Source organism: Dyella sp. LX-66 (assembly GCF_018599165.1).
GTDB classification, from domain to species: Bacteria; Pseudomonadota; Gammaproteobacteria; order Xanthomonadales; family Rhodanobacteraceae; genus Dyella_D; species Dyella_D marensis.
Map to the genome: position 1 here is coordinate 25,927 of NZ_JAHFVJ010000016.1, position 13,556 is coordinate 39,482.

At 67.0% G+C, this 13,556-nt stretch carries 10 protein-coding genes; 3 read left to right on the forward strand and 7 right to left on the reverse strand.

The features are described 5' to 3' along the window. Positions 1-28: 28 nt before the first annotated feature. A complete protein-coding gene (locus tag KK141_RS20820; RefSeq protein ID WP_214571986.1) occupies positions 29-955 on the forward strand; it encodes a Dyp-type peroxidase in 927 nt (308 codons plus the stop codon). A gap of 93 nt (positions 956-1,048) precedes the next feature. Here the strand turns inward: KK141_RS20820 and KK141_RS20825 are convergent, their stop codons facing one another. From KK141_RS20825 to KK141_RS20835, 3 genes are all read right to left on the reverse strand, one after another. After that, positions 1,049-2,407 carry a histidine-type phosphatase gene (locus tag KK141_RS20825; protein WP_214571987.1) on the reverse strand — a complete coding sequence of 453 codons (1,359 nt, stop codon included), beginning with the start codon at positions 2,405-2,407 and terminating at the stop codon, positions 1,049-1,051. A 56-nt stretch (positions 2,408-2,463) separates the two neighbouring features. After that, complete coding sequence (locus KK141_RS20830; RefSeq protein WP_214571988.1) at positions 2,464-5,190, reverse strand: TonB-dependent receptor; 2,727 nt, start codon at positions 5,188-5,190, stop codon at positions 2,464-2,466. Between the two features lie 112 nt (positions 5,191-5,302). Further along, positions 5,303-6,331, reverse strand: a complete 1,029-nt coding sequence (locus KK141_RS20835) for a phosphatidylinositol-specific phospholipase C1-like protein (RefSeq protein WP_250901919.1) — start codon at positions 6,329-6,331, stop codon at positions 5,303-5,305. 530 nt (positions 6,332-6,861) lie between these two features. Here KK141_RS20835 and KK141_RS20840 point away from each other — a divergent pair. Then, positions 6,862-8,850: a peptide-N4-asparagine amidase gene (locus KK141_RS20840; RefSeq protein ID WP_214571990.1), complete on the forward strand. Its 1,989-nt coding sequence runs from the start codon at positions 6,862-6,864 to the stop codon at positions 8,848-8,850. Here KK141_RS20840 and KK141_RS20845 read toward each other — a convergent pair. Continuing rightward, entirely contained in the window at positions 8,841-9,653 is an 813-nt protein-coding gene (locus tag KK141_RS20845) for an agmatinase family protein (RefSeq protein WP_214571991.1), read from the reverse strand. The two genes, KK141_RS20840 and KK141_RS20845, sit on opposite strands and share 10 nt — an antisense overlap. Positions 9,654-9,753: 100 nt before the next feature. Here KK141_RS20845 and KK141_RS20850 point away from each other — a divergent pair, with 100 nt between their 5' ends. Further along, positions 9,754-10,650 (forward strand): LysR family transcriptional regulator, encoded by an 897-nt coding sequence (locus tag KK141_RS20850; RefSeq protein ID WP_214571992.1) that lies wholly within the window; start codon positions 9,754-9,756, stop codon positions 10,648-10,650. A gap of 158 nt (positions 10,651-10,808) precedes the next feature. Here KK141_RS20850 and KK141_RS20855 read toward each other — a convergent pair whose 3' ends face one another. The 3 genes from KK141_RS20855 to KK141_RS20865 are packed head-to-tail and all read right to left on the reverse strand — an operon-like array spanning position 10,809 to position 13,556. Continuing rightward, positions 10,809-11,591: a DUF1080 domain-containing protein gene (locus KK141_RS20855; RefSeq protein WP_214571993.1), complete on the reverse strand. Its 783-nt coding sequence runs from the start codon at positions 11,589-11,591 to the stop codon at positions 10,809-10,811. A 19-nt stretch (positions 11,592-11,610) separates the two neighbouring features. Continuing rightward, positions 11,611-12,504 carry a TIM barrel protein gene (locus KK141_RS20860; protein WP_214571994.1) on the reverse strand — a complete coding sequence of 298 codons (894 nt, stop codon included), beginning with the start codon at positions 12,502-12,504 and terminating at the stop codon, positions 11,611-11,613. Beyond that, positions 12,501-13,556 carry a sugar phosphate isomerase/epimerase gene (locus tag KK141_RS20865; protein ID WP_214571995.1) on the reverse strand — a complete coding sequence of 352 codons (1,056 nt, stop codon included), beginning with the start codon at positions 13,554-13,556 and terminating at the stop codon, positions 12,501-12,503. Before KK141_RS20865 ends, KK141_RS20860 begins: the two co-directional genes overlap by 4 nt.

A 13,556-nucleotide genomic window follows, 5' to 3' on the forward strand; every position in this document is an offset into this window, starting at 1 on the left:
GACCGGCCATTCAAGCAAAGGATTCGATGTGTCTTCTGTCATGACGCAAGCGGTGACCGCCCCGCTGACCCAGGCGGCGATCTTCCTGGTGGTGACGCTCAAGCCCGAGCCGCACGGCGACGCGGCGGTGCGTGCATTGTGCGCCGATCTCTCCGCCGTGGTGCGCTCGATCGGCTTCCGCTACCCGGAGCGCCATCTCTCCTGCGTCACCGGCTTCGGTTCCGCCGCGTGGGACCGGCTGTTCGGCCAGCCCCGGCCGGCCGAGCTGCATCCGTTCCGCGAGATCCAGGGCGCGCACCATGCGCCGTCCACGCCGGGCGACCTGCTGTTTCATATCCGTGCCACCCGGATGGACATGTGTTTCGAACTGGCGACGGTGATCATGTCGCGCCTGGGCGAGTTCGCCGCGGTGGAAGACGAGGTGCACGGCTTCAAGTATTTCGATGCGCGCGACCTGCTGGGCTTCGTCGACGGCAGCGAGAACCCGGTGAACCAGGAGGCGGTCGACGCCACCATCATCGGCGACGAGGACGCGGGCTTCGCCGGCGGCAGCTATGTGATCGTGCAGAAATACCTGCACGACCTGAAGGCCTGGGACGCGATTCCGGTCGAGCAGCAGGAAAAGATCATCGGCCGCAAGAAGGCCTCGAACATCGAGCTGGACGATGAAACCAAGCCCAGCTACGCGCACAACGCACTCACCGTGATCGAGGAGAACGGCGAGGAGCTGGACATCGTGCGCGACAACATGCCGTTCGGCGAGGTGGGCAAGGGCGAGTTCGGCACCTATTTCTGCGGCTATGCGCGTTCGCCGTCGCGGATCGAGCGGATGCTGGTGAATATGTTCGTGGGGCGGCCGGCGGGAAATTACGACCGGCTGCTGGATGTGAGCAAGGCGGTGACGGGGTCGCTGTATTTCGTGCCGGCGGCGGATTTTCTGGACGGGCTCGAATAACGTCGCGATAGAGCCCCTCTCCCCCTGGGAGAGGGGTTGGGGTGAGGGTACGGGCGGAGCGCAAGGGTGACGTGCACCGCTCCGCCCGAACCCTCATCCGCCTGCCGGCACCTTCTCCCGGAGGGAGAAGGATTCCAGTTTTGGTAGGTTCTTGGTGGATGAGGGCCAAAGCAGCGTTCCTGTGATCCATGCTCCATGGACAGAGCGCGTATGCGCCGCCGCACGTTTAAGTGCAGTCACTACGACGTCCAACGGGCAAGGCTTGTCCACCTCGCATCCCGCCGGCACCAGCGCCAACGTAGCCGGCGGCGCCCTGCCATCCAACCCGCGCAACTGCTCCAGACTCTGCGCTTGATACAACAGGCGCACATAACGCTTGCCCGCCGCGTCCTTCCACAGTTCGATGCCAAACGCCCCGCCGATCGGCGGATCGTCCTTCGCATACCCGCCCAGCTGGAAATGCACGCCCAGCACGGCCGCCAGCGCGACGATATTGTTGTCGCTGCCGACCAGTACGCTGAGCCGCGACTCATTCGGGTTGCGCAGCAGCTGGAGCAAGCGGGCACTCATCGATGAAGCCACGCGCTCGGCCATATAGGCCGGCCGCGCGTGAATCTCGAACAGCAGCGCATGCAGCTGCGACAACTGCCGCAGCCGCTGCGCGTCGGTGCGGCCCCAGCCCACTTCCGGCAAGGGCCGGCCTTCCGCATATGCCATCAGGATCGCTTCGGCCGTGCCGGACGTGGTGGCGATCGGGCCGGTCAGCCGCAGGTGTCCCGTCTCCGGCGCGAGCGACAGGCTGCCGTGCCATTCGCTCGGGGAACACCACGCCGGATCGCGCCCGCCACCGCAACCCATCACCTGCGCCATCGCCGCCAGCGCGTCGGCATGCGGTGCGGTCAGCGCGTCCGGGCCGCCGGTGGCGCTCTGGATCGAAGCCACCGCATCCGCTGCGTTCCAGTCGGTGCTCTTCGCTTCGATCGGATGGAACAGCGGATCTTCGCTGCCCTGCGGTTTGTGGCCAACGGTGATACGGCAACCGGGCGCGAAGCCTTCGGCCAGCGCCGCCGCGCTGTCGATGGTGCGCTGGTCGGTATTGGCCCAGAACCACAACTGCTCCGCGGCCGGGCAACCGTGCGGCTTGAATAAGCCCAGCGCGGCGAGGCGCTGGCGGTCGTAGGCGCCCATCAGCTTCACCCCGGCGATGCCATGCGGCGTGAGCTGGCTCGGCGCCTGCTTCCACTTCGGCCACGGCTTGCCGCTGGCTTCGTCGAGCTGGATCTCGCCGGGCAGCGGCGTGCGCACGCCGTGGCGGTACAGCAGCACCACGCGTTCCAGCTGCATGCCGTCGGCGGCGGAAGCGTGCGAGGAAATAAGCGCCAGGCACAGGCCCAGCAGCAGCCAGGCTGCCACGTGCGGCAGCCGGCGGTAGATCGCGGTTTGCATCGTCATCGCATCGATCCCTTGGAAGGAGCGCCCCGCGCCCTGCGGCGCGGGGCGTCCACGCCTCAGAAGTTGTAGCTGAGGTTGAGCATATAGATGCGGCCGGTCTCCAAGTACGCGCCGTCCGCGCCGGGATCGTAGGCGAGGTAGCGGCGCGACTTGCCCTGGGTTTCGTGGAAGGTGCTGTTGTCGAGCAGGTTCTTCACCGCGAAGCCGATGTCGAAACCGTAGGGCAGGTGATAGGTGGTGGTGAGGTTGAGCGTGCGCGTCGGCTGCAGGTAGTAATCCAGCCCATTGCCGGTCAGGCCGAGCAGCTGCAGGCCGGTGTAGTTGTAGGTGAGATCGGCGCGCAGGCTGCCGTCGTCGTAGAACAGGTCGAGGTTGTACATGCGCTGCGGCGCGCGCGGCAGCCAGGTCTTGCGGCCGTCGTGGTCGGGGCGCTGGCTGTCGGCGGAGCTGTGCTGCAGGGTGAGGTTGGCGCCCGCGCCGAAATGGCTCCACACGCCGGGCAGTTCCACGAACTGGCGGCGGCCGGCCAGTTCCAGGCCGTACAGGCGCGCGGTGCCGCCGTTCTCCGGCGTGGTGATCGGGATGCCGTCGGTGATGACGGTGCCGGTGGGCACGTTGCCGCCCAGCGTGCTGTCGTTGCTGGTGGCCGATTGCGAGGTGTAGATGAAGTTGCTGATGCGCTTGTAGTACGCCGCGGCACTCAGCACGCCGCCCTGGGCGTCGTAGAACTCGGCGGACAGATCGAGGTTGTCGGCGGTGCTGGGCTTGAGGTTCGGGTTGGGCTGGGAGATGCCCAGCACCTGGCCGGTGATGTCGTCGATCGAATAGGTGGTCTGGCCGGAGATCAGGCCGAAGGCCGGGCGGCTGAAGCTGCGGCGCAGCGAGGCGCGGTAGACGCTCAGTTCGTCGGGGCGGTAGTTCAGGCTGATGCCGGGCAGGAATTCGCCGTAGCTGCGGCCCATGCCGACGAAGCGGCCGGTGGCGTCGTCGCCGTTGGACTGCCAGGAATTGGCCGAGTAATGCGTGTACTCGTAGCGCATGCCCGGCAGCACGCTGAGCGCGCCGAAGCGCAGCGTGGTCATGACGTAGGCGGCGTAGATGTTCTCGCGGCTGGACGTGGTGTTGGCGTTGTAGTCGTTGGCGGTGTAGTTGCCGGCGCCCTTGGGGTCGTTGACGAACTTGTACGGCACCGCCTGCGCCAGCACCCAGTTGCGGTCGATCAGCTTGAACGGACCGGCGTAGCGGCCGTCGAACGCACCGTTGATCGTCTGGCCGGGCAACGCGCCCAGGGTGGGGCCGCCCGGCGCGGTGGACGGGTAGTTCGGGCCGCCGAAATACGGGCCGCCGTAGATGAAGTTGTTATCGTCGTGGAAGAACGGATGGTCGTAGGCGTCGCGCTTGGAGGTGTCGCCGGACAGGCCGAACTTCACGCTCTCCACCGGGCCGTCGTCGAAGCGGTAGCTGGCGTCGGCATGCGCATTGATGCGGGTGTCGGTGCTGCCGGCGTCGTGGCCCTGCACCTTCCAGAAGCTGTTGGAGTTGAGGCTGTAGAAGTAGTTCTTCAGCGCGGCGGAACTGCCGGCGATGCTGGGATAGGTCGGGTCGCTGAGGTCGAACGCGAACTGGCCCGCCGGCACCGGCCCGTACAGGCTGGCCTCGACGTAGTTCGGCCGCTTGCGCGTGCCGTAGCCGTAGGAAGTGCCGTAGTCGATGTCCCAGCCGTCCACCGCGCTGCTGCCGCCGAGCTGCAGGGCAGCGGTCTTCTCGCGCAGGTCGCGTGTGTTGAAGTAGCCGCCGCGCTGCGCGTTGGCCGCGTTCGGGTTGCGCGCGGAAGCCTGGTTCTGCTCGCCGGCCACGCTGTACACGCCGTAGATGGCGCGGGCATACAGCGACGTGGTTTCGCCGTGCCAGTCCAGCGAGGCGTTGGCGCCGTAGCGCTTAATGCGGTTCGTGTAGATGCTGTACTTGTACTGCGAACTCTGCAGCGGACCGGCGGTGCTCAGGTCCGGGTTCTTGGCCTGGGCGGGATCGACCGGCTTGTACGAAGCGTTCGGCGCCACCGCCTCGGCAGCGTTGTCGTTCTTGCCGTAGTAGGCCGCCACATAGAGGCCCAGCGACTGGTCGGCGCCGAAGCGGCGCGCGAATTCCTGCTGCACCGTGCCGCCCTTGTTCGAGACGCCAAGGTCCGAGGCCAGGCTGTTCATCTGGCCCTGCACGGTGGTGCGCGCATAGCCGTCCTTGCTGAAGTCGAAGGCGGTGGGCGTGCGCATGTCGATGCTGCCGCCGATGGAATCGCCGGGCAGGTCCGGCGTCGGCGCCTTGGACACCTTCACCGACTGGATGCCGAACGGCGCCAGCATGTTCAGCGAGATGGCGCGAGTGGAGGCGTCGGTTTCGGGCAGGGCGAAGCCGTTCAAGGTGTAGGCGTTGTAGCTGGAATCGAGGCCGCGGATGGTCACGTACTCGTTCTCGCCGGTGGCTGCCTGGCCCAGGTGCATGTCGCTGTACGCCGACAGGCCCGGCATGCGCGCCACCACGTCGGCGATATTCGCCGACGGCACCGCATTCATTTCCTGCTTGCTCATCACGGTGTTGACGCTGACCGACAGGCGCTGCTCGTCGATGGTGCCGATCTGCGGCATGGAGTCCGCGCTGACGCTGACGGCGGAAAGCGTCTTGGGGTTTTTCTCGGCATCGTCGTCGGTGGCGTGGCCGGCGGGGCTGAGAGCCAGGCCGAGCAGGATCGAGGCGGCGAGCAGGTGGTGGCGATGGAGCTGGCGCATGGGGATGGCTTCAGTGGGGGATTTGGCAATGGGCAAGCCGCGCCCATGCCGCGCGCGGGGCGCGGCCGGGGCGGTCAGGCGGGGATGGCGGTGCGCTTCCTTGCGGCGGCGGTCAGGGCTTCAGGTCGGCCTCGTTGCAGCGCGCATCGGCGAACTGCGGATTGCAGCGTGCGCGCAGATGCTTGGCGAAGCCGACGACATAGCCATTGGCAGCGGCTTCGCCGTCGGGGTAGTCGGTGCTCAATAATTGCGCGCCGCTGGCCAGCATCGCGTCGCGGCGCTTCGTGTCGTTGCGCTTCGCTTCCTGCAGGTCGGCGTCGGTGCGGGTGCGCACCATGTAGCCCTGCTTGACCAGCTGCGCGATGGCTTCGGCGCTGCCGTCATTGAGCTCGGTGAAAGCGGCATCGTCGTCGCCGGGCTTGGCGTTGGTGAACAGCACGCGGCCGCGCAGCGAGGCGTGGCCTTGCAGATACGCCGGGCCGACGTGGCGCTGGTCGAGCAGGAACACGATCTTGCCGCGCGCGCTGTCCAGCGTGGGCCAGCCCTGCGCGCGGATGGCGGCGTTGAGGGTGGCGAAGCGGCCGCGCACGTCGTCGGGCGCGATGTATTCCTTGCGCGCGAACACCGAGCGGATTTCCGCGTCCAATGCATCCAGCGCCTGGGTGTCGAACGGCTCGGGCTGCACGGTGGGGAAGGGCAGCGTGAGCGGCGTCTCCTCGGTCTCCAGCAGCACGAACAGCGGCAGATGCCGCGGATGCGCCTGCGACCAGGCGCGCACTTCGCGCAGGCAGGCGAGCAGGGGCTGGCAGGTGGCGCGCTGGTCCAGGTCCTGGATATGCATGACCTTGAAGCCGGGGTGGCGCATCACTTCGGCGTCGGCGAACGGCGGATCCGCCGGCAACCCCGCTTTCGCCACCTGCTCGCCAATCGCCGGGTGCGCATAGCGGCCGCCCTTGGCGTCGGCGTAGATGTCCAGCTCGATCTGGCGCACGCCGTCGTCGAACTGTTTCGCCAGCGGCGGATGCGCGTAGTCGATCTTGGCGAACAGCGCCGGATCGGTGCGCCTCCACATCGCCGCTTCACCGGGTGCGAGGCCGGCGTGGTAGCTGTTGTGGCTGCCGATGTACTGCAGCTGGTTCATGCGCAGCGGCGCGGATTCGGCGGCGAGCGAGGGTAGTACGGCCACGGCGAGCAGTGCTGCGCATGCGTGGGTGGCGATGGCCAGCACGTCGAGACCGCGCCATGCGCGGGCAGGGGAGGTGCGCAGCTCGGGTGCGGGACGCGTAGCGGACATGGCAGTGCTCATTGACGGAAGGGCGCCGCCGCGTCAGGGAGCGCGGCATTACACCAGGGCGAATTGGATCGATCCAAGTCAGGGGATTCTAGAAACAGGCGTTTTGCAATCAGGTGACGGCAGTGTGAAGTCTTTTACTTGCGTTTGGACGTCCGAATGACACGGCTGTCATCTTGGCAAGGCCATCGATGACAGTTGCGGCCGGTGTGTGTCGATGGTCACGCAGGCGCAGCAGCACAAAAGCAACGCCAACTTTCGCGTGACTGACAACGCGTGCGTGAACGCAGCGGTTCGCTTAGCTGCGGTGCCTATCACGCTTTTCCCGGAGGGCGTTTCTTACCATCGCCGGCGCAGGGGGGAGCCATCTGGAGGTCGTCATGTTCCCCGGAATTACCGGTCGCGTCGCCGTGTCCGTCCTGCTCGCCTGTCTCACCTGGAATGCATGCGCCGCGGCGGATGCGCCGACGCCGGGCACCGACTTCCTGGTGCGCGCCGATCCGCCGGTGCCGCGTCCGTCCAGCCGTCCCTGCAGCGTGGAACTGGTGCGCATGACCACCAACGGCGTGGGCAAAGGCAACTTCGACTATTCGTCGCAGTCCTGCGGCAAGGGGCCGTGGGCGAAGGTGGTGCTGGAGATGGATTTCGTGCTCACCGACGACCAGGAGGAGCAGGGCCTGGCCTTGCCACTGAACGTGTGGCTGAGCGGCGTGAACCTGTATTCCGGCAGCGTCGCGCTGGCCGGCAACCACGTGCAGATGCAGCCTTGCTTCGAGCTCTATTGCGGACATACGGAGCGTGACGTCACCGACTATCTCCCCCTGCTGGCCTACCGCGACGGAGCGCCGGCCCTGGAGGGCAACTGGGTGATCGGGGTAGGGCAGGAAGCCTATGTGCCCGCCCCGTACTTCGCCAGCATCGCCACCTTGAAGTTCTATCCGGCCACCGTCGCCGAGCCGGCGCCGGCCGTGCCCGATGCGGTGTTCCCGCTCGGGGCAAGCAACTACAGGGACGGCAACTATTACGCGACCGGCGCCCTGGCCGACTTGCGCGGAACGTCGGACCGCCTTGCCGCCAGTTTCAATCTGTCCCGCCAGCAGACGCTGCCGCGCAATATCGAGCGCGCCTATCTCGATGTGATCGTGCGGCCGTCCACCTATCACTACGTGCCGACCACGGGCTCGACGCAAGGCCACGTGGAACCGCACGACGCCTGGTACAGCTGCCTGCCGGCGCCGCTCGCCGTGGTGTTCCCGCGCCTGCTGCTGGATGCGCAGCACAACTTCGCCGCGCATTGCATCGGCGGCGCTTTCCGCGAGGCCCAGGTGAGCATCGACCAGCAGCCGGCCGGCGTGGTGCCGCTGTATCCGGCCTATCCCAGCCTGGACGAGGGCGACGCGGCCTTGTGGCGGCCGGCGTCACAGCCGCAGGAACTGTTGAACGTGCCGCATCGCATCGACCTGAGTCCGTTCGCCGCGCTGCTCAGCAATGGCGCGCCGCATACGGTCTCCGTGCGCATCGCCAGCAACAGCGTGCCTGGCCTGACCAATAATCCGGTGGCCGGCGTGTGGGCTTCGGCGACCCTGCTGGTCTACCAGGACCGCCGCGTGAAGCAGGTGACCGGCATGCTGACCCGCAACGACCTGGCCGGACAGCCGGCGGTGCCGAAGCTGCGCAGCACGGTGGTGCGCGACCGGCAGGGCAATCTCAGCGGCAGCGTGGCCACCACGCTGAGCCGGCATTTCGTGATCGACGGCTATGTGAACGGGTCCAAGGGACGCATCCGCCATCGGGTGGAACGCTGGGTCGGCTTCGACAACACCCAGGAGTTCAGCGTACCCGCCGAGCCGGTGGCGCCGCTGCAGCGCAAGGTGCTGCAGAAGAGCATCACCTTGCACAGCACCGAGACGGGCAAGACGCGCACGTACTTGAACGGCGTGCTGGCGGACGAGCACATCACCAACTACGGCTATCCGATGTCCAGCTTCTACTATCTGTGGCACGACCCCACGGTGGAACGCGAGATCAGGCGCTACCGCCAGGACGTCGGCTTGCAGCTGGTGCATCGCGCGAACGGCAACACGGTCTACAGCTCGGTGGCGCAGAACCTTACCGGCGCGGAGCTGGACGTCACCACCGGCCTGTTCCCGTACCGCGTATTCACCAAGGTCAACGACCACGGCGGTTGGCAGACCTATCGCTTCAACGACTCAGCCGGCAGCTGCTACGACGCGATGTTGACCACCCGCGACGGCAAGCTGGCAACGTGGGAAACCGGCGGCAACTGCACGGATGGCCAGAACCGCCTGTCGTGGCAGAGCCGGCCGGATGGTTCGCCGGCGCCGCTGGGGTGGTTGCCTTATCCCTGAGCGGAGCGATTGCGCAGCATCACGCCGGCGACCTCCTTGAGCAGCTTCGCCGCCAGCGTTGCGGTAACGCCATCCCAGTCGCGCCCGGGGTTGTATTCGACGATGTCCGCGGCAACCACCGGTTGCCGCAGGGCATGGATCCAGCCGATGACCTGGCGCGGCGATAGTCCGCCAGGCTCGCGGTGGGCGACGCCAGGCGCAAAGGCGGGATCGAAGGCGTCGATATCGATGGACAGATAGACCGGTGTGCGGATATCCACCGGCAGGCCGTCGCCGCAGGCTGCCGCCTCGATGGCTTCGACGCCGAAGCGCTGCCATTGCTCGCGGTGGTGGTCGTTGACGGTGCGCAGTCCGGCCTGGATCAGCCGGCCGGCGAGCCGTTCTTCCATGATCCGCGCGAAGGGCGAGGCATGCGAGCGCGGGTTGCCCTGGTAAGCGTGGTAGATGTCCGCGTGCGCGTCGATATGCAGGATGGTCAGCGACGGATGCCGCGCATGCGCGGCGCGCAGCAGGGGATGGGTGATGGCATGGTCGCCGCCGAGGGCGATCAGCGGCGTGCCGTCGGCGTGGATGGCGGCGGCTGCGCGTTCGATCCGCGTCCAGGCGTCCTCGTCCGTGTCGAAACGCAGATCGCCGTGATCGACCAGCCGCCCGGGTGCACCCAGGTCGATGCCGGTCTCGCTCCAGATGCTGTAGGCGTCCGAATGGAGTTCATGGCGGATCGCCTGCGGCGCCTGGGCCGAGCCTTTGAGGAAGGACGAGTTCTCGTCGTGAGGAATGCCGAGCAGAGCGACGCGGGTCATGGCGGTGAAGTCCGGTGGGCTGTATTCGCACCGGAAGGCTAGGGTGGCCCATCTGTCAGGTCTACTTCATCGAACTGAACTGTTATATAAGCTTTGCTTCATGCTCGATCTGACCCGCCTGCGCCTGTTCCGCGAACTTGCCCGCCGCGGCACCATGACCGCCGTGGCCGAGACCTTCGGCATGACGTCGTCCGCGGTATCCCAGCATCTGGCCACGCTGGAGCGCGAAAGCGGCATGCGCCTGCTGGAACGCGTGGGGCGCCGCGTGCAGTTGACCCCGGAAGGACTGCGACTGGCGGCGCACGCCGAAGCCATTCTGCGCACGGTGGAACTGGCCGAGATCGATCTGCGCGGCGCGGACTCGCCCGGCGGCAGCCTGCAGATCGCCACCTTCTCCACCTATGCACGCCAGCGCCTGCTGCCGGCCATCGCGCGGATGCGCCAGCGCTCGCCCGGCCTGCGCGTGGTGATCCACGAACTGGAGCCGGCGGACAGCGTCGCCGCCGTGCGCCGCGGCGATTGCCAGCTCGCGCTGAGCTTTACCTACAGCCTGGCGCCGCGCGCGATCGACGAAGACCTGATGGTGCTGCCGGTGGCGGAGGAGCCGATCGTGCTGGCGCTGCCGCCCGCGTGGCGCAAGCAGCGCGGCGCCATCGACCTGCGCAAGCTGGCCGGCGAGGAGTGGATCGTCGGTTCGCGCGGCAGCGACGACGTCCAGCTCGCCGAACGCGCCTGTGCCCTGGCCGGCTTCGCGCCGCGCATCACGCATCGCGTGGACGACTACGGCTTGTTGCTGGATATGGTGGCGGAAGGCTTTGGCGTCGGCTTCGTGCCGGAGCTGGCGTTGGGCACGGCGAAGGCGAAGGTAGCGGTGCGTGCGCCGCGGCAGATGGTGTTACGGGGGCAGATCCAGCTGGTGACGCGTGCGGGTTTGGCGGCGTCGCCGTTGTTGCGGGCCTTGCTGGCTGAGCTGAGGACTCGGCGTAGGTTGGGGTGAGCCGCAGGCGAACCCCAACATCACCACGTTCAAACGCATCGCATTGTTGGGGTTACGGGCTGCATCAGCAGCCCGCCCTTCGGGCCATCCGCTACGCGGATGTTCGCTACGGCATCCTGCCTTCGCAGTCGCTTGCGGCTCACCCCAACCTACAACGCTCAGTCGAGCGGCCGCACCCAGATATTGCGGAAACTGATCGGCGCCGACGGATCGCCGTGCGCCTGCAGCTTGATCGGCGCGTCGGTGTAGGGCTTGTACACCGGCTTGCCGATGTACAGCGTCTCGCCGGTGAGCTTGGTGTGGTTCTGCACGATCACGCCGTTGTGGAACACCGTCACGTAGGCAGGTGATTGCACGCTGCCGTCGGCGGCGAATACGGGAGCGGTCCACACGATGTCGTAAGCCTGCCACTCGCCCGGCGGGCGCATGGCATTGGCCAGCGGCGCCGCCTGCTTGTAGACCGCGGCCGCCTGGCCGTTGACGTAGGTCTTGTTGCGGTACGAATCGAGAATCTGGACTTCGTAGCCTTCGTCGCCAGGCCCGGTCGAGGCCGTGAACACGCCGCTGTTGCCGCGCGCCTGGCCTTCACCGCTGATGTTCTTCGGCACCTGCCATTCCAGATGCAGCTGGTAGTTCTTGAAGCGGCGCTTGGTCTGGATATTGCCGGTGGTCTTGTCCACCGTCGCCACGCCGTCGTGGACTTTCCAGTGCGCGGGCGAGTGGTCCTTCGAGGCTTCCCACTGTTCCAGGTTATGGCCGTCGAACAGCACGACCGCATCCGACGGCGGCGCGGCATCGCGCTGGCCCGGCGTCACCACCGGCGGCACCGGTTCCCATTGTTCGGTGGCCTTGGGATCGCCGGCCGGCGGCGTGGTCTGCGCCGATGCCACACCGGCGGCGAGTGCGAAGGGGAGGAGGGCGAGAGCGAGGCGCGGCGTCATAAGCGGGTCCCGTAGGCGATCAGACGGTGCAGATCTTGTAGGCGTCGGCGAAGGCGGCGAACGGATCGGGGCCGGCCGGCATGAACTCGTGCGCGATATAGCCTTGGTAGTTGAGGTCGGCGATCGCCTTGGCCACGGCGTGGTAGTTCAGCTCCTGCGTGCCGTCGATCTCGTGGCGCCCGGGCACGCCGCCGGTGTGGAAATGGCCGATCCACTGGATGTTGTCGCGAATGGTGCGGATCACATCGCCTTCCATGATCTGCATATGGTAGATGTCGTACAGCAGCTTCACGTTGGGCGAGCCGACACCCTTCATCACCGCTACGCCGAAGCGCGTGCTGTCGCCCTGGTAGCCGTGGTGGTCGACCTTGCTGTTGAGCAGTTCGACGCACAGCGTGATGCCGTGCTCGGCCGCCAGCGGCGCGATCCTGGACAGGCCGGCGATGCAGTTGTCGCGCGCCTGGTTGTCGTCGATGCCGGGCACGCGGTTGCCGAACATGGTGATCACGTTGCTGATGCCGGCCTTCTGCGCGAGCGGAATGGTGGTCTCCAGCTCCTTCAGCAAGGTGGCGTGATTGGCCGGATCGCTGAAGCCCATGCTGATGAAGTTGTCGCGTTTGGCCGGATAGCCCATCGTCACCTTCAGGCCGCTGTCGTTGACCACGGCCCATTCATCCGCATACAGCAGGTCCACGCCGGCGAAGCCCAGGCTCTTGAGGCGCTTGCACAGTTCCGGCAGCGGTGCCTTGGACGTCCAGCGGCTCAGCGATTGCTTGAGGCGGCCGGGGCCGCTCTTCTGCGGCGCGGCGGATGCGCTTTCGGCGGGAGCCAGCGCCGCGGTGGCGCCGAAGGCCGCGGCGGCGGCGAGCTGGCCGAGCATGGCGCGGCGGGTAATGCCTGGCGAATGGCTCATTCGAGTCCCAGCAGTTGGCGGTTGAAGTCGCGGTCGGCGCCGGTCGCGGCGAAATCGTCGAACGCGCGCCCGGTGACCTTGATGATGTGCTCGCGGATGAATACCGCGCCTTCCTGCGCGCCCTGCTGGGCGTCCTTGATGCAGCACTCCCATTCCAGCACGGCCCAGCCCGGATAGCCGTACTGCGCCATCTTGCTGAACACCGCGGTGAAATCGATCTGCCCGTCCCCCAGCGAACGGAAACGGCCGGGGCGGTCGATCCAGCTCTGGTAGCCGCCGTAGACACCGGCGCGCCCGTTCGGGTGGAACTCCGCATCCTTCACGTGGAAGGCGCGGATGCGCTGGTGGTAGAAGTCGATGAACTGCAGATAGTCCAGCTGCTGCAGCACCATGTGGCTGGGGTCGTACAGGATGTTGGCGCGCGGATGGTTGTCCACCGCTTCGAGGAAGCGTTCGAAGGTGACGCCGTCGTGCAGGTCTTCACCGGGATGCAGTTCGTAGCAGACATCGACGCCCGCTTCGTCGAAGGCATCCAGGATGGGACGCCAGCGTCGGCCCAGTTCCGCGAACGCTTCTTCCACCAGGCCGGCGGGACGCTGCGGCCACGGATAGAACAGATGCCAGGCCAGCGCGCCGGAGAAGGTCGCATGCGCGCTCAGCCCAAGGTTGCGGCTGGCCTTGGCGGCAAGCTTCAGCTGCTCGACCGCCCAGGCCTGGCGTTCCCTGGTCTTGCCGCGCAGTTCAGGCGGCGCGAAGCCGTCGAACTGGCGGTCGTAAGCGGGATGCGTGGCGACCAGCTGGCCTTGCAGGTGCGTGGACAGCTCGGTCACCGCAAGCCCGTGCTCGGCCAGCATGCCGGCGATGTCGTCGCAATACGTCTTGCTCGACGCCGCCTGTTCCAGATCGAACAGGCGCTTGTCGTTGGAAGGAATCTGCACGCCGACGAAGCCGAGCGACGCGGCCCAGCGCGCGATCGCCGGCAGCGAGTTGAACGGCTCGGCATCGCCCGCGTACTGGGCGAGAAAAATGCCGGGGCCTTTGAGTGTCTTCAT